Below are 21,261 nucleotides of genomic sequence, written 5' to 3' on the forward strand. Positions count from 1 at the left end.
GACCCGCGTCACGTCGCCGCGAGGCGGGTGACGGCGCCGGGCGGGCCGGCCGCGTCAGGGGGGTGAGGGGCGACACGGCCCACCCGGCACCCATTGGGGGCGGGAGTTGTGCTGTGCGCGCCGGCGGCCCGGACGGGGCGGCGCGTGGCCTACCCGGTCGGCGGACCGGCCACCGAGGAGAGGTGAGCGGCGCTCGCAGCATTGTGGGCCGCCGGCCGGCTCAGCGGGAGAGCCGGACCGGCCGGTAACGCCATTCTGTCGGAAACCCGACAGACAGCTAGCCTCGGACGGCCGCCATCGCCTCGGCCAGCCGCCGGACACCCTCGTCGATGCGGTCGGCCGTCACCGCGGAGAAGGCCAGCCGGAGCGCGTGGCGGCCGCCGTCGATCATGAAGTCGCTGCCCTTGACCACCGCGACGCCACGCTCGGCCGCCGCCGGGGCGAGCCGGTCGACGTCCACGTCCTCGGGCAGCTCGACCCAGAGGAAGTAGCCGCCGTCCGGCTCCACGAACCGCGCCTCGGGGATGTGCCGGCGCAGCGACTCGGCCAGCACCACGGCGCGCTCGCCGAGCGCGCTCCGCACCGTGTGGATCGACCGCTCGATCTCACCGGAGACGCAGAACTGGTGCACGATCGCCTCGGAGACCATGCCGGGCGAGATGTAGAGGCTGGTGGCCCGCTTGGCGATCGTCGCGATCACGTCCGCGGGGCCGACCAGGTAACCGACGCGGACGCCCGGGCAGACCGTCTTCGTGAAGCTGGAGGCGTGCACCACGACGCCCCGGCTGTCCATCGACAGCATCGAGGGCAGCGGCTCGCCCCGGAAGCGGATGTCCGCGTACGGGTCGTCCTCGAAGATCGTGAAGCCGTACTCGGCGGCCAGGTCGAGCAGCTCGCGACGCTTCTCCAGGGAGAGGGTCACGCCGGCCGGGTTCTGGTAGTTCGGGATGACGTGGGCCAGCCGGGGCCGGACCCCCGACTCCAGCAGCTTGCGCAGCTCGGCCGTGTCCAGACCGTCGGGCTGGATCGTCACGCCGTGGATCTCGCCGCCCATCTGCTGGAGGTTGAGCAGCGTCCGGTCGTACGTCGGGCGCTCGACGACCACCGCGTCGCCCCGGCGCACCAGGTGGTCGAAGAGGAACGCGTCGGCCTGGAGCGAGCCGTTGGTGATCAGCACCTGGTCGGCCTCGACGCCGTGCTTCTCCGCGATCCACTTCCGCAGGGGCGGGTAGCCGACAGAGGTGCCGTACGCCGTGATCCCGGCGGGGTCGGCGTCGAAGGCGCGGACGGCGGCGGCCTTGAGCCCCTCGACATCGACGATGTCCAACGAGGGAGCGCCACGGGCGAAGGAGATCAGCTGCTCGGCGGTCATGCGCACGAGCCTAGGGCCTGGCCCGGCGGGTCCGACCGCCATACACGCGAAGTTCAACATGCGGGCAGAACTCGGTGGGCCGGGCGTACCGTTCCGGCCGCCGCACTTGTTGTCGGCTCACCCCACCGGCCAATATGGTGCGGTCCGGGCGACAGGGACCGCCGGCCGCCCGTCGACGCCAGAGAAGGTGGTGGGTAGCAGGTGTCGGACGACATCGACCGGCTCGACGATCAGGCCTTCGCGCGGTGGTTGGCCGGCCATGCCGGCAGCGCGTTGACCGCGTTGCGGGCCAGCCAGGGCTTCGCCGACCCGCGGGCGCTCAAGGACGCCGGCGACCGCGCCTCGCACGAGCTGATGCTGGCGGCGCTGGCCCGCTACCGGCCGGCCGACGAGGTGCTCTCCGAGGAGCAGGCGGACTCCCGGCAGGACTTCTCCACCGGCGACCGGCCGGCCCGGCTCGACGCCGACCGGGTCTGGATCATCGACCCCCTGGACGGCACCCGCGAGTTCTCCGAGGAGGGCCGCACCGACTGGGCCGTCCACGTGGCCCTCTGGGAACGCTCGGCCGGCCCGGACGGCGGGCTGACCGCCGGCGCCGTCGGCATGCCGGCGCGGACCGGCGCGGACGGCGACCCGCTGGTCCTGGGAACGAGCGAGCCCACCGCTCCGGCGGCCGACGGCCCGCTGCGGATCGCGGTGAGCCGCAGCCGGCCGCCCGCGTTCGTCCCCCAGCTGATCGAGGAGCTGGGCGCGGAGGCGGTGCCGATGGGCTCCGCGGGCGTCAAGGTGTGCGCGGTGGTGACCGGCCAGGCCGACGCGTACGTGCACGCCGGAGGGCAGTACGAGTGGGACTCCGCCGCCCCGGTGGCCGTCGCGCTCGGTGCGGGGATGCACGCGTCCCGCATCGACGGTTCGCCGCTGCGTTACAACGCCGCCAACCCGCGCCTGCCCGACCTGCTCGTCTGCCGGCCCGAGCATGCCGAGCAGCTGCTGAAGGCCATCGACCGGTTCCTGTGAGACCGGTCGCCGCACCGACCCGCCGCCTGGCTCGTTGCACGTCGAGGTGGCGCCGGCGCCGAGCCGGGAAGCAGCTGACACGCCGATCCAGAGGAGGGTCATGGGACCCGGCCCGTCAATCGCCCCCGTTCTCGACCCGTACCCGGCCCCGGCTCCGCCGCCGGGCCGGCGGCCCCGCCGCCTGTTCCGGCGCGGCTGGCTCGTCGCCATCACCGCGGCCGTCGTCCTGCTCAGCACGACGGTTGCCATCGCGGTCACCCGGGATGACGAGCCCGCCCGGCAGGCCGCACCGGGGGGGCCGGGGAGCAACGCACCGGAGCCCGGCCCGGCCGCGTCCCTGCCGGCCGCCACGCCGGGCGGTGTGACGGGGCTCGGCGCGAATCCGAGCCTCGGACCCAGCGCGTCGCCGTCCGCGACTCCCGGCGGGGGCTTCCGGCCCTTCCCCGCGCCGCGGACCACTCTGCCCGGAGCGAGCATCCACCTGCTCGGCGGCGAGAGCTTCAGCGCCGGGCTCGCCCGGTCCGACCGCGCCTACGGGCCGCTGCGGATGGTCCGGGTGTTCTACCCGGGTCTGCCGCCCGCCTGGCCGGGCAGCCGCGCCGACGTCGTCAACCGGACGGTGGTGGTCTCCTTCAAGGCGCCGCCCGGCGAGGTCTCGGCCGGCAAGCACGACGCCCGGCTGGCGAAGTGGTTCGCCTCGATCCCGCGTGACCACGACGTCTACTGGTCGTACTTCCACGAGCCGGAGAACGACGTGGAGGACGGCAACTACACCACCGCCCAGTTCCGCGCCGCCTGGCGCCGGGTGGCCGGCCTCGCCGACCGCGCCCGGAACCCGCGGCTGCGGGCCACCCTGATCCTGATGTGCTGGACGCTGAACCCGAACTCGGGGCGGAACTTCAACGACTACTACCCGGGCGGCGACGTCGTCGACGTGCTCGGCTGGGACTGCTACAACAGCGGCGGCAAGTACAACCGCTACACCGAGCCGGCCAAGGTCTTCGGACCGATGATCAGCAAGTCGAAGGCGCTCGGCAAGCCGTGGGGCCTCGCCGAGACCGGCAGCGTACGGATCGCCGGGGACAGCGGAGCCGGACGCGCCGCCTGGATCCGCTCGATGAGCACCTACCTGAACGGCCAGCGACCGCTCTGGGTGGCGTACTACGACTACCAGGTGTCCGGCGGAGACTTCCGGCTCACCGACACACCCAGCAAGGACGCCTGGCGCGCCTGGTGCTCGGCGCCGAGCTGACCGGTCCGGCTCAGATGCCCCGACCGCGTTTGTGCAGCGTACGCAGGACGCGGTCGGGGTTCACGGCCTTGCTGGCCACGGCGAGCGCCAGGTAGGCGCGGGGCTCCTTCGGGTTGCCGGCCAGCGTCCGGCGGGCCCAGCGGACGGCCTCCCGGCGGTTTCCCATCGCGGCCTGGGCGAAGGCGATCTGCCCGGCGACCCGGGCCTCCCCCGCCGGCACGGTCGCGAACTCGGGGTAGCGGGTGAGCAGCCACTGCAACGCGGTGGAGATGGTCTCCCAGCGCTGGGCGAAGTACGACCGCTTGTGCCAGCGCACCGTCACGTACGGCTCGGTCAGGTTGACCAGCGGCGCGTGCCGGGCGGCGCGGAGCAGGAACTCGTAGTCCTCCGCGTAGCTGCCCGGGATCTCCTCGTCGACCAGCCCGATCGCGTCGACCAGGGCGTCCCGCCGGATCAGGAAGGTGGACGGGTGCAGTTCGGTGTGCCGGTCCCGCAGCAGCGCCGTCAGCGGCACCCGGTCCATCGGCAGCGAGCGGTCGACGCTGCGACCGTCGTAGTCGACCCGGATGCCGCAGCTGACGAAGGCGCCGTCCGGTGCCGCCCGCAGCGCGGCCACCTGGGCGGCCAGCTTGCCGGGCAGCCACTCGTCGTCGTCGTCGCAGAACGCCACCAGCTCGCCGGTGGCGGCCAGGATGCCCGTGTTGCGGGCGCCCGCCAGGCCGGGGGTACGGCTGTTGGTGACCACCCGGATCCGCGGGTCCTCGGCGAGGGTGAGGTCGGGCTCGGACTGGTCGTAGACGACCACCACGTCGATCCCACCGGGGTAGTCCTGACCCAGGATCGCGTCGAGGGCGGCGCGCAGCAGCACCGGCCGGTCCCGGGTCGGGACCACGGCGGTCACCTGTGGCGAATTGCTCGCGGTCACGACGCCTCCGTGCTGTTCGTTCGGCCGCCGCCGAGATATCCGTAGCGCAACCGCAGCGGCAGCGTCGCGGCGCTGACCACGGCACGGCTGCGGGTCGGCAGGTTCTCCCGCCAGGCGTTGTCCTGTCGCACCCGCAGCGGGCCCGCGCTGAAGCGCAGGGGGTTGCCGGCGATGCTGTGCGCCCGGACCAGCGGCACGGGCGGCTCGTCGAGCACCCGCAGCGCGTCCGCCGTGTCGGCGAGGCCGGCGAACCGGCGTACCCGGGCGACGGTGCCACGCGGATCGGCGGTGAAGTCCTCGTAGCGCAGCCGGACCACCGGCACCCGGGCGGCGAGCAGGTGGAACGCGGCGTTCTGCGCGGTCCACAGGCCGCTCACCGTGAACGGGGAGAAGGTCGGCATGTACGCCTCGCTGTCCACCACCTCGGGGCGGCGGACCTGCTTGGCCCAGGAGTAGGCGACCGCCCGGCTGTCCCGGACCAGGTGGACGACCCGCAGGTCGAGATCCGGTGCCCAGCGCAGGGCGAACGCCAACGAGGCGTGCTTGCTGGAGTCCACCACCACCTCGGCGCCGGTGACCTCGGTCGCCGCCCGGTAGATCCGGGCGTAGAGGTCGGCGTACCGGCGCACCGCCGCCAACTGCTCGGCGGGCAGGTCGCCCCGGGCGAGCTGGGGGATGTGCCGGGTCCGGTCCACCTCGGCCTTGAGCGCCAGCACCTCGTCCCGGTCCACCGCGTCCCAGCCGCCGAAGGCGTGGTCGCCGACGCGCTGCCAGAAGTCGCAGGCCGTGAAACGCTCGCCGCAGCCGCAGCGTTCGTCACCCCCGAGGGCCCGCTCCCACAGGTGCACCACCTCGCCCACGGCACAGACGTCGGGGTGCTGGGCGAGGATCAGCTCGAGCAGGGTGGAGCCGCTACGCCCCAGCCCACCCACGAAGAGCACGCGGGCGGGGCCGGTCACCGCCGCCACCGGCGCCGTCCCGACGCACGCTGGCGTACCAGGTCCTCGACGATCTGGCCGACGCGCACGGCCGCGGCGGCCCGGGGGTCGGGCAGGTCCGGGTCGGCGACCACCCGGAACGCCCTCGGGTCGACGAGCGCCTTGTCGAGCGACTCGACCAGGTCGGCTTCCGTCTCGACCAGCCGCACCATGCCGGCGGCGCCGAGGCGCCGGGCGAAGAGCTGCTGGTGGTTGTCGACGTGCTCGTGGTAGGTCGGGTCGCGCGGGACCACGATCGGCAGGTGACCGGTGCGCCGGGCCTCCGTGATGGTGGCCGGCCCGCCGTGGCAGACCACGACGCTGGCCTCGGCGATCGCCCGCTGCAATTCCTCGTGGGCCAGGAACGGCACCGCGTCCGGCAGGTTCGGCGGGGTGCTGCTGCCGTACTGGAGGACGAGCCGGACCTGCTGGGCACCGCCGGCACGCGCCGTCCACCAGCGCTCCAGCCAGCCGACCAGCCGGTCGAAGCGGTGCACGTCGGTGCCGACCATCGCCAGCACGGTGTCCTGCTCCGGCCCGGTTTCCGGTTGCCGGGGAATGAACGCGGTCACAGGAGGTTCCCCACCAGGGTGCCGTCGGGGTAGAAGCGGCGCTGCTCTTCCCACTGCACCAGCATCACGGAGAGGAACGGGCGGCAGAGCCGGGCGGTGAGCGTGGGGCTGTCGATCCGGTCGTACACCTCGATGTAGACGGTGGGGATACCGCGCAGCCGGGCCACCACGACGAACGGCAGCGCGACGCCGGCGCCGGTGGTGACCACCGCGTCGACGTTCCGCCGCTTGAGCGTCCGGACCGCGAGCAGCAGGTTGCGGACCAGGTTCTTCAGGTTGCGGGTGGTGGGATGGTGCGCCCACACCACCTGCTCCCCGTCGAGCAGCGAACGCGCGTCCGGGGTGTCGAAGGTCACCCAGGACCGCGCGCGGCCGCGGTACCAGGGAGCAAGCGCCAGCAGCTGGGCCAGGTGCCCACCGCTGGAACCCACAAGCATGACTTCACCGGGCTCCACGTCTCCAACCGCCTCCCCATCGCGCACCCGTGCCACCCACCCGGGACGGTCACCTGAGCTACGAAGCGCCGGAACAATCTAACGGGACGGCCCGCGGAACAGAAGTGGCAGTCGCATTCACGAACCCGCCGGACGCACGGTTCCGAGGTTTCCGCCGGCCCGCGCTCTTCCGATCGCGCCTACACTGCCGCTTGACATCCACCGGGTACGAGGAGAAGCGATCGATGACGGCCCAGCAGCCTCTGGCGGGAGACGGTTCAGGGGCTGGCGCTCCGTCCGGCACCGGCCGGGTGACGGTGCTCTACGTCTGCGGGATGCCGCGCAGTGGCTCCACCCTGCTCGACCTGATGCTCGGGCAGTTCGTCGACCACTGCGACGTCGGCGAGCTGTTCTACCTCTGGCAGTCGGGGGTGGAGCGCAACTTCCGCTGCGCCTGCGGGCAGCACTTCGACGAGTGCCCGTTCTGGGGTGAGGTCGGCCGGCAGGCGTACGGCGGCTGGGCGAACATCGACGTGCAGGAGGTGCGGGCGCTGCAACGCCGTGTCGACGCCACCGGCAAGGTGCCCCTGATCGTGGGCTCCCGGGTCACGCCGGGCTTCCGGCAGGACCTGGAGCGCTACACGGCCCTGATCACCAAGCTCTACCGCGCGATCGCCCAGGTGTCCGGGGCCAAGGTGGTGGTCGACTCGACCAAGCGCCCGTCGCTGGCGTACATCCTGGCCCGCGCTCCGGAGATCGACCTGCGTCTGGTGCACATCCTCCGCGATCCGCGCGGGGTGGCCTACTCCTGGAGCCAGGTCGTCGAGCTGCCCGAGGGCACCTCCACCAAGGGCCGGATGAACCAGCGCTCCGCCCGGCTGACCGCGCGGCGCTGGGTCACCGTCAACGCGATGATCTCGTCGCTCGCCCGGTCCGGCGTACCGCGGGTGGTCGTCCGGTACGAGGACCTGGTCCGCGACCCGCGGAGCGAGCTGGGCCGGATCGCCGCCCTCACCGCCGACGTGACCGGGCAGGTCGATCCGCTGTCGTTCCTGCACGGCACCGAGTTCGAGCAGGCCGGCTCGCACGCGGTGGCCGGCGGACGGATCCGGATGCGCAGCGGGCCCATCGCGCTCAGCCTCGACGAGAAGTGGCGCCGGGAGTACGCGCCGGGGCGCCGCCGGATGGTCGGCGCGATGACCTGGCCGCTGCGCCGGAGGTACGACTACCGCTGACCGGCCGGGTCCGGCGGCGGCCGCGCGGCGGCCGCCGGACCCCGGTCAGGACCGGGCGGCCCCGGGGCTCGCCACGGCCGCCAGGTGGGCGTCGAGGACGTCGAGCAGTTCCGGGTTGCGCTCGTAGTCGAACTTGCGGGCGAAGTGCGCGCCGCTGGCCAACGCCCTGGGCAGGTCCTCCGCGGTGAGCGACTTCGGGTGGTTGAACGAGCTGTTCCGGAAGTCGAAGTAGCGCTTGCAGTCGGGCACCAGGTTGAACCGGTCCGCGCTGCACACGATGGTCTGGAAGACCGCCTCGACCGGGGAGAGGCAGTGCCGGAAGTAGTCCACCACGTCCGGCCGCCGGTCGAAGTACTCCCGCAGGTAGGCCACGACCGGCCAGGTCAGCGACGAGAACGCCGACCCGCCGTGCAGCCGCAGGTCGGGCCCGAACGGGGTGCGGGCCCGACGGCCCACCACCAGCCCGTACGACACGTGCACCCGCATCAACGGCTGGACCCGGTTGACGGCCTGCAGCGGGCGGAGCAGCTTCTTGGCCCGGGGGCTGAGGCCGCCCAGCCGGCGGTGCTGGAAGTGGTAGCGGGAGCGGACCCGGCTGCGCGGCCAGTGGCTCTCCGGACCGAACGCGTCCCAGTACTCCATGAACCCGTCGGCCCCGGAGTCGACCAGCTCGGCCTCCGCCTGGTCGAGCGGACGGATCGGATAGTCCTGACCGGTGATGTTGACCAGCCAGTCGACCTGGACACCCTCGCCGTTCAGCCAGTCCACGGCCGCCATGTAGCGGTCGACGTGACTGAAGTCGCCGTAACCACCCTCGTGGTACTGGACCGCCACGTCGGGTAATGTGCGCAGCTCGGCAAGGTCGAGCGGAGCCCCGTTCACATCGTGGCTGATGTGCACGATACTGTCCGGACTGTACCGCTTCACCGCGTGAACCAGCCTGGTCAGCTGCTCAGGTGAACGGTGACTCTGGATGTGATAGCAGAAGCGCACCCGTGCATTATCGTCCCCGGCACCCTGCGGGCAGAAGTGGCGGACCTTCGGCGACTTCCACTCTCCGCGCCGATCAGGGAGACTCAGGTTTCACCGTGGCGCGGACGTCCCACGGCTGACTGGCCGGTCCGGTCGAAAGGGAGCGACACACTTCGATGCCCTCGCCTCACCACCCCGATCTGCGTCACGACGCGGACGGACCCACGCTGATGGCCTACCTCGAGTGGCTCCGCCGCCGATGGTGGATCCTGGCGCTCGCGGCCCTGCTCGGCATCGGCTCCGGCCTCCTCGTCACCCAGATGCAGACGCGCACCTACACCTCCACGACGTCGGTGCTGGTCCGCCAGGTGGGGCCGGACGCGGTCCCCGGCACCAAGGTCAACCTCGACACCGAGGCGCAGGTGGTCCGCTCCCTGGTGGTGGCCGAGCGGGCCCGCGCCCTGCTGAAGACCGGCACCGCCAGCGAGGACCTGGTCCGCTCGCTGACGGTCACCGTCCCACCGAACAGCCAGGTCCTCCAGATCGCGTACGAGGGCACCACGCCGCAGGCGGCGCAGAACGGCTCGCACTCCTTCGCGCAGGCCTACCTCGACCTGCGGCTCGCCACGGCGACCAAGGCGGTGGAGAACGAGATCACCTCGATCAAACAGCAGATCGCCGAGGTCAACAAGGATCTGGCCGCGACCGCCGGCAAGATCGCTGCGGCTCCGGCCAACTCCGCCGCCCGGGCGCAGGCCGAGGCCAACCGGCAGGTCCTCACCAACCAGCTGACCCGGCTCAACGAGCGGCTCAGCCCGCTGCAGGACAACGCGCCCGACCCGGGCCAGATCATCTCCGACGCGGCGCTGCCCCGGAAGCCCAGCTCGCCGAACCGCACGCTGAACCTGGCCAGCGGGATGGGCGCCGGCCTGCTCTTCGGCATCGTGCTGGCCCTGGTCCTGGACCGGCTCGACACCCGCGTCCGGCGGGGCCGGGACGTGACCGCCCGCACGGGCCTGCCGACGCTGCTGGAGCTCCCGGTCCGCGCACCGTCGCTGACCGTCCTGCCACCCGCCCACCGGGTCTCCCGTGAGCTCGGCCGGCTGCGCAACGTGCTGCTCTCGATCATGCCCGAGCCCCGTCCGGGTCGCGGTCGTCAACTGCTGCTCACGGACACCTCGCCCGGCCGGGCGGCCGGTTTCGTCGTCGGGAACCTGGCCGCCGCGTACGCCCGTACCGGTGCGCAGGTCGCGGTCGTCACCACCCGGGCCGACTCGCCGCTGACCGCCATGTTCGGCGGGCTGAAGCCCCGGCGCACCCTCGCCGACGTGCTGCGGCACGACGTCGGCGCGCTCGCCGCGCTCACCCCCGCGCCCGGTCTCAACACGCTGCGCCTCCTGCTGCCCGGCGACCTGGACACCGATGTGGAGCTGCCGGTCGCCAGCATGCTGACGATCCTCAACGAGCTCGCCGACCGCTTCGACCACGTGCTGATCGAGACCGCCCGGCCCACCCAGGCCGTCGAGGCGCAGGCCCTGGCCCGGCACGTCGACGGCGTCATCCTCGTCATCGAGAGCGGGCGGACCCGGAGCAGCGAGATCACCGCGGCCCTGCAGCAGTTCGAGCAGGTGGATGCGCCCGTGCTCGGCAGCGTGCTGGCACCCCGCCTGCCGGAGCAGGCCAGCGGTCCGGCTGCCACCGGAGGCGGCCAAGCGGACCGGAAGCCGTCTCCCCGCCCACGCCCGGAGCCCGCCTTCCGCCCGGGTGCGCAGCCGGCCAGTGACAGCACGATGATCCTGCCCCGGCCGGTCAGCCGTCCGGCGAGCACTCCGCCCAAGCCGGGCCCGAGCACCGCCCAGCCCGCCACCGGCGCGGCCCGGCCGTCGCCGTCCACGGTCTATCGGTCCAAGCGCGAGCGCGACGGCGTCGACGGCCAGAGCCGGCTCTCGATGGCCTTCGACCCCGTGGAGGACCAGGAGTGAGGCTTCGACGGGCTCTCGCGGCGTCGGCCGCGGGGGTGCTGATCGCGACGCTGGGTGCCGCCTGCTCCGAGCCACCGCCCCCGGGCGCGAGCGACCTGGTCGATCCCGGTACCCCCGCGCCGAAGCCCACCCCGACGCCCAGCCTGCCGGCGGGGCCGCTCTCCGGACAGCCGCTCACCCAGCCGGCCGTGGCCGGCCGGCAGGCGATCGCGGTGCCGATCCGGGTGAGCGAGTCCGGCACCCCGGCCGGGCTCGACGCGGCGGACCTGGTCTACCAGGAGTTCGCCGAGTCGGGCAGTCTGCACCTGAGCGCGGTCTACCAGTCGCGCGACGCGACGAAGATCGGCCCGGTCGCCGAAGTCCGGCCGGTCGACATCCGCAGCGTGGGGGTGCTCCACCCCTGGCTCGGCTACGCGGGCGGTCCCACCGGCTTCGTCAACCAGCTCGCGGCCGCCAACCTCAGCGGCGTCACGCCGGCGCAGCGCAGCGCCGCCTTCCCGAGCGGATACACCTCGACCACCGCGCTCCGTGCGGCCGCGCCGAAGGGCGGCACCGCCCCGGCCCCGCTGTTCGACTACGCCACCACGGGCACGCCGCTGGCCACCCGGGACGTCACGGCCGCCGGCAAGCTCACCGTCTCCGCGTCCGGCCATCCCACCCAGACCTGGACGTACGACCAGGCGACCCAGCAGTGGTCGGGGCGGGTCGGCAAGACCACGGTGAAGGCCTCCGCGGTCGTCGTGCTCACCATGGAGTACCGGACGCTGACCGTCCGTAAGCCCAGCGTGCGGTCGCTGCCGAGCGCCAATGTCTACGGCAAGGGCAAGGCCCTGGTCGTGTCCGGGCCGTCGAGCGCCAAGGCGGAGTGGAGCAAGCCGGGACAGAAGCTCGTCTGCAACGTCACCGATCTGGCCGGGTACCAGATCCGGCCGCAGCCGGGCACCACGTGGGTGATCTACGCACCGACCACGGCTCGGGTAGCGGTCACATGAAGACGCTCGTCCCGCTCCAGCCCTCGCGGCCGGAGCCGGTGCCGAGGGGTACGGTCCCGACGGGCACGTCGGCGGGCGCGGCCCGCCGCCGGCGGCTACCGACCGCGTGGCCGCTGACCGCGCTCTTCGTGCTCTATCCGGTGTGGTGGGCGCTCGGCCTGCCCTCGTTCATCTTCGCCATCCTCGCCGTGCCGATGGCGCTCCAGCTGCGCAAGCGCGATCGCATCCGGGTGCCGCCCGGGTTCGGATTCTGGCTCATCCTGCTCGCCTGGGTCGTGCTCTCCGGGCTGATGCTGGACATCACCGCACCGAACACGCTGACCCCGGACGGTTTCGGCCGGTACATCGGCTGGGGCATCCGGGTGATGAACTACACCGCGCTGACCGTCGCCATGCTCTACGTGCTCAACCTGAGCGAGAAGGAACTGCCCCGGATCCGGATGCTGCGGCTCTTCGGGTTCCTGGCCGTGGTCACCGTGATCGGCGGGTACGTCGGGGCGCTGCTGCCCGACCTGAAGTTCACCGCTCCGCTCAACTACCTCCTGCCCGACGTCGTCGCCCACGAGCCGTTCGTCAACCGGCTGATGCACGTCGAAGTCGCCCAGGTGCAGGAGGTGCTGGAGGGCGAGGCCAGTTCGCCGCGTCCCGCCGCCCCCTTCGAGTACACGAACACCTGGGGCGAGAACATGGGCATCCTGCTCGTGTGGTTCCTCGTCGGCTGGGTGGTGTACGGCCGGGGGTGGCGCCGGCTCGGCGGGTACCTGGTGGCGGCCGCCGCGATCTTCCCCATCGTCTTCTCACTCAACCGCGGTCTCTGGATCGGCCTGGTCATCGCCGCCGTCTACGTCGCGCTGCGGCTGGCGCTGCGCGGGCGGATCGCCGTCCTCGCCGGGATGGCGCTGGCCACCGCGCTGGCCGGAGTCCTGGTGCTGGCGTCGCCGCTGGGCGGGCTGCTCGACGAGCGGATGCAGAACGGGCACAGCGACGAGATCCGGGCCACCCTGTCCAGCGGGGCGGTCGAGGCGGCCAGGCACTCCCCGGTGCTGGGCTACGGCGCCAACCGGGCGCTGATCGGCAGCAACCGGTCGATCGCGATCGGCAAGTCGGCCGACTGCAAGCAGTGTGGCAACCGCGAGCTGGGCAGCAACGGGCAGGTCTGGAACCTGCTCGTGGGGCAGGGCTGGGTCGGCGCCTTCTGCTACAGCGCGTTCTTCCTCTGGTGCCTGTGGCGGTTCCGGCGGGACAACACCCCCATCGGCATCGCCGGCAGCGTGGTGCTGATCCTGATGCTGTTCTTCCAGTTCCTCTACGGCGCGCTCAACACCACGCTGGCGTACGGCCTGATCAGCGTGGCGGTGCTGGCCCGCAACGACCGGCATCTCCGCGCGCTGCGCCGGGAGGCGCTGGCCGCGGCGGAGTCCGCCGAATCGACCGACCGACCGGAACGGACCCGCTGATGACCGCAACCCCACGCGTCGATGACGCGCGCGCGGCGTACCTGCCCGAGCTGGCCGCCGTGGTCTGGCCCGAACCGGCCGGCCCGACCCTGCGCCGCGGCGGCGCCGGCTACGCCGTGGTGCCCTCGGCCGCGCGGCCGCGGCTGCTGGTGCCCGCCGGCTCCCGGCGGGCCGCGGCCAGTGCGGTCCGGCACTCGACGGAAGCGGTGGGTACGAAGGCCCGGCTGCGCCGGTCACTGCTGGCCACGGCGTTCCGCACCGGCGTCGGCCGGATCGCCTTCCGGGATCGCCTGCTGGTCGGGGCGACCGAGGGGACGCTGGAGGAGCACCTGAGCGAGGTGCTCGGCCGCCCGGCGTTGCTGAGCGTCCACATCGGTCCGGCCCGGGCCAACCGCAAACCGGTGATCCAACTGCTCGACGACCGGGGCCGGCCGCTGGGGTACGCCAAGCTGGGTGTGGACCGGCTCACCCGCGGCCTGGTCGACGCGGAGGCCGAGGTCCTGCGCCGGCTTGCGGCCGTCGACCTGCCCGGAATCGTGGTGGCCGAGGTGTTGCACCACGGCGGCTGGGGCGAGCACGCCCTGCTCGTGCAGAGTGCGCTCCCCGTGGAACTGCCCCGGGCGGCGCCTTCGGTGGCCGCCGAGCGGGAGCGTGCGGCGATGGTCGCGGTCAGCCGCTGCCTGGGCGTCGACCGCCGGCCCTTCGCCGGCAGCGGGTACGCCGAGCGGCTCGCCGCCGAAGTCCAGGCGCTGGGTGACCGGCCGGAGACGGGCCGGCTGCACGCGGTCCTGGCGACCGTGCTCGGGCTGGACCCGACCGTCGACCTCGGTGCCTGGCACGGCGACTGGAACGGTGGCAACAGCGCGGCGCTGGCCGACGGACGGGTGCTCATCTGGGACTGGGAGCGGTTCGCGGCGGGCGTGCCGGTCGGCTACGACGCGCTGCACCGACGGCTCCAGACGGCGATCACCAAGGCCGGGGTGGAGCCGACGACGGCGGCCCGCGAGTTGCTGGCCGGGGCGGCCGTGACGCTGGCGCCGTTCGCGCCGCCGGCCGGCACCGAGGACCTGGTGGCGGTGCTCTACCTGGTCGAACTGGCCGCGCGCTACCTGCGCGACCGACAGGCCGAGGCGGGCGCCCGGCTGGGACACGTGGCCGCCTGGCTGTTGCCGGCGGTGGAGGATCACCTGGCCGCCCGGCCGGGTGCGGGAGGAGTGGCGAAATGACGCTGGCCAAGGCTCAGGCGCGACGGGCCGTGCGCTCGGTGACGCGGACGGTCGGCAGGTGGACGGCGGGCTCGCGGCTGACCCCCGACTTCCTCATCGTGGGCGCCCAGCGTTGCGGCACGACGTCGCTGTTCAAGACGCTCTCCCAGCACCCGGCCGTGCTGCCGGCGGTCTACCACAAGGGCGTCCACTACTTCGACACCGGCTACGACCGGGGCATGGACTGGTACCTCGGGCACTTCCCCACGGTGCGCCGGGCCGAGGCGGTGCGGGAGAAGCTCGGTGTGCGCGGGGTGACCGGCGAGTCGAGCCCGTACTACATGTTCCACCCGCTGGCCGCGGACCGGATCGCCGCCGAGCTACCCGCGGTCCGGCTGCTGGTGCTGCTGCGCGACCCGGTGGAGCGGGCGTACTCGGCGCACGCGCACGAGTCGGCCCGGGGTTTCGAGAGCGAGCCGTTCGAGCGGGCCCTCGAGCTGGAGCAGAGCCGCATCGCCGGTGAGCGGGAGCGGCTGCTCGCCGACCCGACCGCGCACAGCCACCACTACCAGCACAACGCCTACCTGACCCGCGGGCAGTACATCGAGCAGCTGGAGCGACTGGAGTCGATCTTCGGTCGGGAGCGGCTGCACGTGATCGACGCCGACGACTTCTTCGCCGACCCGCGGCCGTCCTTCGACGCGGTCTGCGACTTCCTCGGCCTGCCGCACTGGGCGGACATCTCGTTCGGCAAGCACAACTCGCGGTCCCGCTCGCCCATGGACCCGGAGTTGCGCGACCGGTTGGAGGCGCACTTCACCCCGTACGACGAGCGACTGGCCGCCTGGTGGGGACGCGTACCGTCGTGGCGACGGTAACGCCCACCCGGGCGGCGGGCACCGAGCTGGGCGGGGCCGCCCGGCACGGGGTGCTGAACCTGCTCGGCGTGGCGGTGGCCGCGATCACCGGCTTCGGGCTGAACATCGTGGTCACCCGTGGTTGGTCCATGGCGGACGCGGGCCTGTTCTTCGCCGCCACCAGCGCCTTCATGATCGCGTACGCGGCCGCCCGGCTCGGCACGGGCGTCGGCTCCGTCTACTTCATCAGCCGGTACCGGGCGCTCGGGCAGCCGGAACGGATCCGGGCCTCGGTGCTGGTCGGGCTGCTTCCGCTGCTGTTGGTGGCTGTCGTGCTCGCGGTGGCCGGCTGGCTGCTCACCCCGCAGGTCGTCGAGCTGACCTTCGCCGATCCGGTCCCCGGCGCGGTGCCGGCGCTCCGTGCGCTGCTGCTCTTCGTACCGCTGGCCGCGCTCTGCGACTTCGCGCTGGCCGCCTGCCGGGGCTTCGGCAAGATGCGCCCGCTGCTGCTGATCGAGCGGCTCGGACGCAACGTGCTGCAGCTGCTCGCCGTGCTGCTGGCCGCGGTGCTCGGCCTCTCCGCCACCACGGCGTTGCCGCTGGCCTGGGCGCTGCCGTACGTGCCGGCCGCGCTCGCCGCCGCGATCTGGCTGGCCCGGCTGGTCCGGCGTGCGGAACGCGGTGCCGGACCGGAACGCCCACGGCCGGTCGGGTGGCGGGAGGAGTTCGGCCCGTACTGGCGGTACAGCGGGCCACGGGCGCTGAGCGGCCTCGCCCAGATGGTGGTGCAGCGACTCGACATCGTCCTGCTGGGCGCGCTGCGCGGGCTCTCCGAGGCGGCGCTCTACACCGCGGCCACCCGGTTCCTGACCCTCGGCCAGCTCTCCGGTCAGGCCCTGTCCACCGCCGTCCAGCACCGGCTGGCGGAGCATCTGGCCCGCGAGGACCGGGCCGCGGCCGGACGCCTCTACCAGGCCGCGACCGGTTGGCTGGTGCTGCTGACCTGGCCCATCTACCTGCTGTTCGCGTCGTTCGCCGGCCCCATGCTGGCCCTGTTCGGCTCCGGCTACGACACCGGACGGACGGTCACCGTCTACCTGGCCCTGATGATGCTGGTCGCCACCGGTTGCGGCATGGTCGACACGGTGCTGAACATGGCCGGGAAGACGGCCTGGACGTTCTACAACGCGCTCTCCGGCACCGTGGTCAACGTGGTCGCCAACGTGCTGCTCATTCCCCGCTACGGCATCATGGGTGCGGCGGTCGCCTGGTCCGCCTCCATCCTGATCACCAATCTCGTGCCGCTGTTCCAGTTGCACCGGGCGTTCCGGCTGCATCCGTTCGGGCCGGGCACACTCACCGGGGCCGGGCTGGCGCTGGCCTTCTTCGGGGTGCCGTCGCTGCTGCTGCACGCGTTCACCGACCCGGGGGTGCTGGCCCTGCTGGTGGTCGCCGTGCTGGGTGCCGGCGGCTACGCCGCGGCGGCCTGGCGACTTCGTGGGGTGCTCCAGCTCGACACCCTGCGGACGCTGCGACGCAGCCGGAGGCGATGACCGACGGCCCGACACGACGTCGAGTCACCGGCACGGCCGGTGGCATGAGCACGGGGAGGCACGGAAACGATGAAGTGGGTCCATAGCTCGGCGGCACTCCTGATGGGATCGGTACTCGCCCTGACGGCCTGTCAGGGGGAGGCGCCCGCACCCCTCACACCGGCCCCGGCCGGCAGCGCGACCGCACCGGTCCAGCCCCGGCCCGCCAACGGCCTGGAGACCACCGGACGGGGCCCGGAGATGCCGGCGCGAGGCGCCTGGCTCGGCGCCTGGGTGAAGCCGGACTGGCAGACGCCCGACGGGCGGGTCAACGCCCTGACCTCGTTCGGCGAGCAGACCGGCGGCAAGGTGGCCCTGGCCCACATGTTCCACGAGTGGGAGGACGAGTTCCCCGGCCCGACCGAACACGCGATCCAGGCGGCCGGAATGCTGCAGATGATCTCGTGGTCCGGTGCCGACACCCGGTCGATCACGGACGGCGTGTACGACCAGCTGATCCGGCAGCGCGCCAAGGAGATCAAGGACTTCGGGGTCCCGCTGCTGCTGCGCTGGCGGTGGGAGATGGATCGGCCCAACCTGCGCCAGAGCGTCCGCTCGCCCGAGGACTACGTGGCCGCGTGGAAGCACATCCGGGCCATCTTCACCGAGGTGGGGGCGACGAACGCCGCCTGGGTCTGGTGCCCGCACGTGCTCGGCTTCGTCGAGTCCGACCGGAACGCCGCCGCCTACTACCCCGGCGACGACCAGGTCGACTGGCTGTGCACGGACGTCTACCCGGGTAAGGACTACGCCGGCTTCGCCGAGCAGATGGACAGCTTCATGGCCTTCGCCCGGGAGCGGCCGCGGCCGGTGCTGATCGGCGAGTTCGGCGTCACCCATGACGGCGGGCCGGGCCAGCGGGCCGCGTGGCTGCGCGAGGCGCACACCTACGTGAAGCGGCACCCCCAGATCAAGGCGGTGGTGTACTTCGCGGCCAAGCAGACCAAGGGAACCGCGTACGACAGCACCTTCGACGACGACCCGGAGGGCCTGGCCGCGTACCGCGAGCTGGCCGCGGACCCGTACTTCTCGGCACCCGTGCCGACTGCCACGCCGGGGGGCCCGGTGAGCTGACCTCCACCGTTCGTGTGGCCGGGCCACCTCTCCCGGTATCCGCCATGTCGTGTGGACGGGTATAAAGGTCATCCGGGGTGGACGCCATAGCTGAAATACGGAAGTGTGTGCCCATCACGCGTCAACCGGCCGTGCGCCCCCGATCGGCAGCCCCAGCAACCTCTGTCCGATCGGCCGGGCCGGCCACCTCATTCTCCGTCACTCCCTCGGAGCTGCCCGTGCTAACTCTTCCAGCGATCACGCGCCGATCGTTCGCGCTGGTCACCGCCACCTTCCTCGGCGTCGGTGGCGTGCTGTCGGCCAGCCCCGCGCTCGCCGCACCGGGCCACGAGACCGTGGTCAGCAGCGAAACTTCCAGCAACACGCCGAACATCATGGACGGCACGGTCTTCGCCATCCACGACGCCGGCAGCAAGGTGATCGCGGGTGGGTCCTTCACCCAGGTGCGCAACCGGAACAAGTCGGCTGACATCGACCGCAACAAACTGCTGGCCTTCGACAAGGCCACGGGCACTGTCGACGAGGCGTTCGCGCCCGTGCTCGACGGCGACGTGCTGGCGATCATCGCGGGCCCCACCGCCGGGACGGTCTACATCGCCGGCGACTTCAACACCGTCAACGGGGTCAACCGCCGGAAGCTGGCGCTGCTCAACGTCGCCGACGGCTCGCTGGTCACCACCTTCAAGGGGCCGGCCTTCAACGGCCTGGTCAACGACATCGCCAAGGTCGGCGACCGGCTGCTGGTGGGCGGCATCTTCAGCAAGATCGGCACCGACGTCGTCCGCAACGGGGTGGCGTCGATCAACGCCAACACCGGCGCGCTGGACGACTACCTCACCGTCGCCCTGACCGAGAACCACAACTGGACCCCGGGCAGCACCGGTGTCGCCAAGGCCGGTGTGGGAGCCGAGAAGCTCGCCGTGTCGCCGGACGAGAAGCAGCTGGTCGTCATCGGCAACTTCAAGAAGGCCAACGGCGTCGTCCACGACCAGATCGTCCGGATCAACCTGGGCGACAGCACGGCCACCATCGCGGACTGGAACACCGACAGCTACTCGGGCGCCTGCAAGTACAGCGCGTTCGACTCGTGGGTACGCGACGTGCAGTTCGCCCCCAGCGGCAAGTACTTCGTCGTGGTGACCACCGGCGCGTCCTACCCGGGCACGCTCTGCGATTCCGCGGCCCGGTGGGAGACCGCCGCCACCGGTGACGGGCAGAAGCCCACCTGGACCAACTTCAGCGGCGGCGACACCTTCCTCTCCACCGGCATCAGCGAGGAGGCGGTCTACGTCGGCGGCCACTTCCGCTGGGCGAACAACCCGCTCGCTCGCGACCAGGCCGGCCCCGGCGCGGTGCCGCGGCCCAGCATCGCGGCCCTCGACCCGGCCAGCGGCCTGCCGCTGGCCTGGAACCCGGGCCGCAACCCGCGCGGCTACGGCGTGACCGAGATGCTGGTCACCCAGGAGGGCCTCTGGATCGGCAGCGACCAGGACTACATCGGCGACCGCGAGTTCCTGCGCAAGAAGATCGCGTTCTTCCCGCTGGACGGCGGCAACGCGCCGCACTCCACCAGCACGAAGGGCCTGCCCGGCAACGTCTACCAGGCCGGCCGTGCCGCGCAGAGCGAGGTGCTCTACCGGGTCAACGCCGGTGGTCCGGCGATCCCGGCGACCGACGGCGGTCCGGACTGGTCCGCCGACAGCGCCGCCGCGCCCAGCCCGTACCACAACAGCGGCAGCAGCGTCTCGGCCTACACCACCAACGCGACGTTCGACGCCACGGTGCCGGCGAGCACGCCCGCCACGCTGTTCAACACCGAGCGCTGGGACCAGGCGACCGCGCCGGACATGCAGTGGGACATCCCGATCGCGGCCGGCACCCGGGTCGACGTGCGCCTCTACCTGGCCAACCGGTACGCCACGACCGGCACGGTGGGTAAGCGCAAGTTCGACGTCAGCATCGACGGCGTGCTCAAGCTGAACGACTTCGACCCGGTGGCGGGCGCCGGCGGCACGGACCGCGGCACCATGCGGTCCTTCTCGGTGGTCAGCGACGGCGTGATCGACGTCGACTTCGGTCGCGTACTGGAGAACCCGCTCGTCCAGGGCATCGAGGTCGTCAAGACCGCGCCCACGCCGGACGCCGCTGACGTGCTCTACCGGGTCAACGCGGGTGGCGACCAGCTGGCCGCGCCGAGCGGCCCGGCCTGGGCCACCGACAGCCTGGCGGCGCCGAGCACCTACCACAACACCGGCAACACCGTCTCGACCTACACCACGAACGCGGCGCTCGACGCCACCGTTCCGGCCGGCACCCCGGTCGCGCTGTTCAACAGCGAGCGCTGGGACGAGTCGACCACGCCGGACATGCAGTGGGACTTCCCCGTCCCGGCGGGCACCCCGATCCAGGTGCGGCTCTACCTGGCCAACCGGTACGCGGGCACCGCCACGGCCGGCAAGCGCAAGTTCGACGTCAGCATCGACGGCGTGCTCAAGCTGAACGACTTCGACCCGATCGCCTCGATCGGTGCCACCAACAAGGGCACCATGCGGGCCTTCGCGCTCACCAGCGACGGCAACGTCGACATCGACTTCGGTCGCGTGCTGGAGAACCCGCTGGTCCAGGGCATCGAGATCGTCAAGCTCCCGCCGGTGCCGCCGGCCACCACGGTGGACAGCATCACCACGCGGACGTACGACGGCGCCACCGCGGTGGGCGACGCGACCACGGTCGCCAACCCGGACAACACCGCGTGGTCCACGGTGAAGGGCGCCTTCTGGGTCGGCGGTGACCTGTTCTACGGCGTCAACGGCGACCTCTACAAGCGCTCGTTCGACGGCACGGCCTTCGGCACCCCGAAGAAGCTCGACCCGTACCACGACGCCAAGTGGGACCTGGTCCTCACCGGCTCCGCGCCGGAGGGCCAGACCTACGCGGGCCGGACGGTCAACTTCGCCGCCGAGCTGCCGAACGTGACCGGCATGTTCTACAGCAGCGGCCGCATCTACTACACGCTGGCCAACCAGAGCGCCCTGTTCTGGCGCGGGTTCGCGCCCGACACCGGCACCGTCGGGGCCGAGCGGACCACCATCGCCGACACCAACGGCTACGGCGGCGTGGGTGGCATGTTCCTCAGCGACGGCAAGCTCTACACGGTGAGCCGGAACAACGGCAACCTGTACGTCCGGGACTGGTCCGCGGGCGCACCGGCCAACAGCGCCACGCTGGTCAGCGGTCCGACCGTGGACAAGGTGGACTGGCGGGCCACCGCCGTCTTCGTCGGCCCGTGAACTGACGCGTCGAACGACGATGGCCCGGCCGGTATCGGCCGGGCCATCGCCCTTTC

17 protein-coding genes are annotated in these 21,261 nt (G+C 72.3%); 11 read left to right on the plus strand and 6 right to left on the minus strand.

All coding sequences use genetic code 11. The features are described 5' to 3' along the window. Nucleotides 1–277: 277 nt before the first annotated feature. Entirely contained in the window at nt 278–1,372 is a 1,095-nt protein-coding gene (locus tag GCE86_RS24875) for an aminotransferase-like domain-containing protein (protein WP_154229151.1), read from the minus strand. A gap of 201 nt (nt 1,373–1,573) precedes the next feature. Between GCE86_RS24875 and GCE86_RS24880 the strand changes: the two genes are divergently transcribed. After that, nucleotides 1,574–2,389: a 3'(2'),5'-bisphosphate nucleotidase CysQ gene (locus GCE86_RS24880; RefSeq protein WP_154229152.1), complete on the plus strand. Its 816-nt coding sequence runs from the start codon at nt 1,574–1,576 to the stop codon at nt 2,387–2,389. 100 nt (nt 2,390–2,489) lie between these two features. After that, nucleotides 2,490–3,641, plus strand: coding sequence for a glycoside hydrolase family 26 protein (locus GCE86_RS24885; RefSeq protein WP_154229153.1), 1,152 nt, complete (start codon nt 2,490–2,492; stop codon nt 3,639–3,641). A gap of 10 nt (nt 3,642–3,651) precedes the next feature. Here GCE86_RS24885 and GCE86_RS24890 read toward each other — a convergent pair whose 3' ends face one another. The 4 genes from GCE86_RS24890 to GCE86_RS24905 are packed head-to-tail and all read right to left on the minus strand — an operon-like array spanning nt 3,652 to nt 6,552. After that, nucleotides 3,652–4,566, minus strand: a complete 915-nt coding sequence (locus GCE86_RS24890) for a glycosyltransferase family 2 protein (protein WP_154229154.1) — start codon at nt 4,564–4,566, stop codon at nt 3,652–3,654. Further along, complete coding sequence (locus GCE86_RS24895) at nt 4,563–5,525, minus strand: sulfotransferase family protein (RefSeq protein WP_154229155.1); 963 nt, start codon at nt 5,523–5,525, stop codon at nt 4,563–4,565. Before GCE86_RS24895 ends, GCE86_RS24890 begins: the two co-directional genes overlap by 4 nt. Next, nucleotides 5,522–6,055, minus strand: coding sequence for a glycosyltransferase (locus tag GCE86_RS24900; RefSeq protein WP_154230665.1), 534 nt, complete (start codon nt 6,053–6,055; stop codon nt 5,522–5,524). The genes GCE86_RS24895 and GCE86_RS24900 overlap by 4 nt, the downstream gene beginning before the upstream one ends. 56 nt (nt 6,056–6,111) lie before the next feature. Further along, nucleotides 6,112–6,552, minus strand: a complete 441-nt coding sequence (locus GCE86_RS24905; RefSeq protein ID WP_154229156.1) for a glycosyltransferase family 28 protein — start codon at nt 6,550–6,552, stop codon at nt 6,112–6,114. 308 nt (nt 6,553–6,860) lie between these two features. Between GCE86_RS24905 and GCE86_RS24910 the strand changes: the two genes are divergently transcribed. Continuing rightward, nucleotides 6,861–7,784, plus strand: coding sequence for a sulfotransferase (locus tag GCE86_RS24910; RefSeq protein ID WP_163636859.1), 924 nt, complete (start codon nt 6,861–6,863; stop codon nt 7,782–7,784). Nucleotides 7,785–7,829: 45 nt separating this feature from the next. On the opposite strand, the gene GCE86_RS24915 is transcribed toward GCE86_RS24910, so the two are convergent. Further along, nucleotides 7,830–8,684, minus strand: coding sequence for a core-2/I-branching beta-1,6-N-acetylglucosaminyltransferase family protein (locus GCE86_RS24915; protein ID WP_154229158.1), 855 nt, complete (start codon nt 8,682–8,684; stop codon nt 7,830–7,832). A 302-nt stretch (nt 8,685–8,986) separates the two neighbouring features. Here GCE86_RS24915 and GCE86_RS24920 point away from each other — a divergent pair, with 302 nt between their 5' ends. The 8 genes from GCE86_RS24920 (at nt 8,987) to GCE86_RS24955 (ending at nt 21,205) form a co-directional block, all read left to right on the plus strand. Beyond that, nucleotides 8,987–10,738 carry a Wzz/FepE/Etk N-terminal domain-containing protein gene (locus tag GCE86_RS24920; protein WP_239542965.1) on the plus strand — a complete coding sequence of 584 codons (1,752 nt, stop codon included), beginning with the start codon at nt 8,987–8,989 and terminating at the stop codon, nt 10,736–10,738. Next, nucleotides 10,735–11,730, plus strand: coding sequence for a DUF3048 domain-containing protein (locus GCE86_RS24925; RefSeq protein ID WP_154229160.1), 996 nt, complete (start codon nt 10,735–10,737; stop codon nt 11,728–11,730). Before GCE86_RS24920 ends, GCE86_RS24925 begins: the two co-directional genes overlap by 4 nt. Then, on the plus strand, nt 11,727–13,187 hold the full coding sequence (locus GCE86_RS24930) for an O-antigen ligase family protein (protein ID WP_154229161.1): 1,461 nt from the start codon (nt 11,727–11,729) through the stop codon (nt 13,185–13,187). Before GCE86_RS24925 ends, GCE86_RS24930 begins: the two co-directional genes overlap by 4 nt. After that, nucleotides 13,187–14,413 (plus strand): hypothetical protein, encoded by a 1,227-nt coding sequence (locus GCE86_RS24935; RefSeq protein ID WP_154229162.1) that lies wholly within the window; start codon nt 13,187–13,189, stop codon nt 14,411–14,413. Before GCE86_RS24930 ends, GCE86_RS24935 begins: the two co-directional genes overlap by 1 nt. Then, nucleotides 14,410–15,270 carry a sulfotransferase family protein gene (locus tag GCE86_RS24940; RefSeq protein ID WP_154229163.1) on the plus strand — a complete coding sequence of 287 codons (861 nt, stop codon included), beginning with the start codon at nt 14,410–14,412 and terminating at the stop codon, nt 15,268–15,270. The genes GCE86_RS24935 and GCE86_RS24940 overlap by 4 nt, the downstream gene beginning before the upstream one ends. After that, nucleotides 15,258–16,802, plus strand: a complete 1,545-nt coding sequence (locus GCE86_RS24945; protein WP_244317065.1) for a lipopolysaccharide biosynthesis protein — start codon at nt 15,258–15,260, stop codon at nt 16,800–16,802. The genes GCE86_RS24940 and GCE86_RS24945 overlap by 13 nt, the downstream gene beginning before the upstream one ends. Nucleotides 16,803–16,904: 102 nt before the next feature. Further along, nucleotides 16,905–17,915: a glycoside hydrolase family 26 protein gene (locus GCE86_RS24950; protein WP_239542964.1), complete on the plus strand. Its 1,011-nt coding sequence runs from the start codon at nt 16,905–16,907 to the stop codon at nt 17,913–17,915. Between the two features lie 218 nt (nt 17,916–18,133). Next, nucleotides 18,134–21,205, plus strand: coding sequence for a malectin domain-containing carbohydrate-binding protein (locus GCE86_RS24955; RefSeq protein ID WP_244317067.1), 3,072 nt, complete (start codon nt 18,134–18,136; stop codon nt 21,203–21,205). The last annotated feature ends 56 nt before the right edge of the window (nt 21,206–21,261 follow it).

Origin of the sequence: Micromonospora terminaliae, assembly GCF_009671205.1 — a bacterium.
Classification (GTDB): domain Bacteria; phylum Actinomycetota; class Actinomycetes; order Mycobacteriales; family Micromonosporaceae; genus Micromonospora; species Micromonospora terminaliae.

What these genes read in the sequence shown, in the direction of transcription:
- GCE86_RS24875 (WP_154229151.1), bottom strand. Translation starts at nt 1,372, where the DNA reads ATGACCGCCGAGCAGCTGATCTCCTTCGCCCGTGGCGCTCCCTCGTTG.
- GCE86_RS24885 (WP_154229153.1), top strand. Translation starts at nt 2,490, where the DNA reads ATGGGACCCGGCCCGTCAATCGCCCCCGTTCTCGACCCGTACCCGGCC.
- GCE86_RS24900 (WP_154230665.1), bottom strand. Translation starts at nt 6,055, where the DNA reads ATGGTCGGCACCGACGTGCACCGCTTCGACCGGCTGGTCGGCTGGCTG.
- GCE86_RS24905 (WP_154229156.1), bottom strand. Translation starts at nt 6,552, where the DNA reads ATGCTTGTGGGTTCCAGCGGTGGGCACCTGGCCCAGCTGCTGGCGCTT.
- GCE86_RS24920 (WP_239542965.1), top strand. Translation starts at nt 8,987, where the DNA reads ATGGCCTACCTCGAGTGGCTCCGCCGCCGATGGTGGATCCTGGCGCTC.
- GCE86_RS24930 (WP_154229161.1), top strand. Translation starts at nt 11,727, where the DNA reads ATGAAGACGCTCGTCCCGCTCCAGCCCTCGCGGCCGGAGCCGGTGCCG.
- GCE86_RS24935 (WP_154229162.1), top strand. Translation starts at nt 13,187, where the DNA reads ATGACCGCAACCCCACGCGTCGATGACGCGCGCGCGGCGTACCTGCCC.
- GCE86_RS24940 (WP_154229163.1), top strand. Translation starts at nt 14,410, where the DNA reads ATGACGCTGGCCAAGGCTCAGGCGCGACGGGCCGTGCGCTCGGTGACG.
- GCE86_RS24950 (WP_239542964.1), top strand. Translation starts at nt 16,905, where the DNA reads ATGGGATCGGTACTCGCCCTGACGGCCTGTCAGGGGGAGGCGCCCGCA.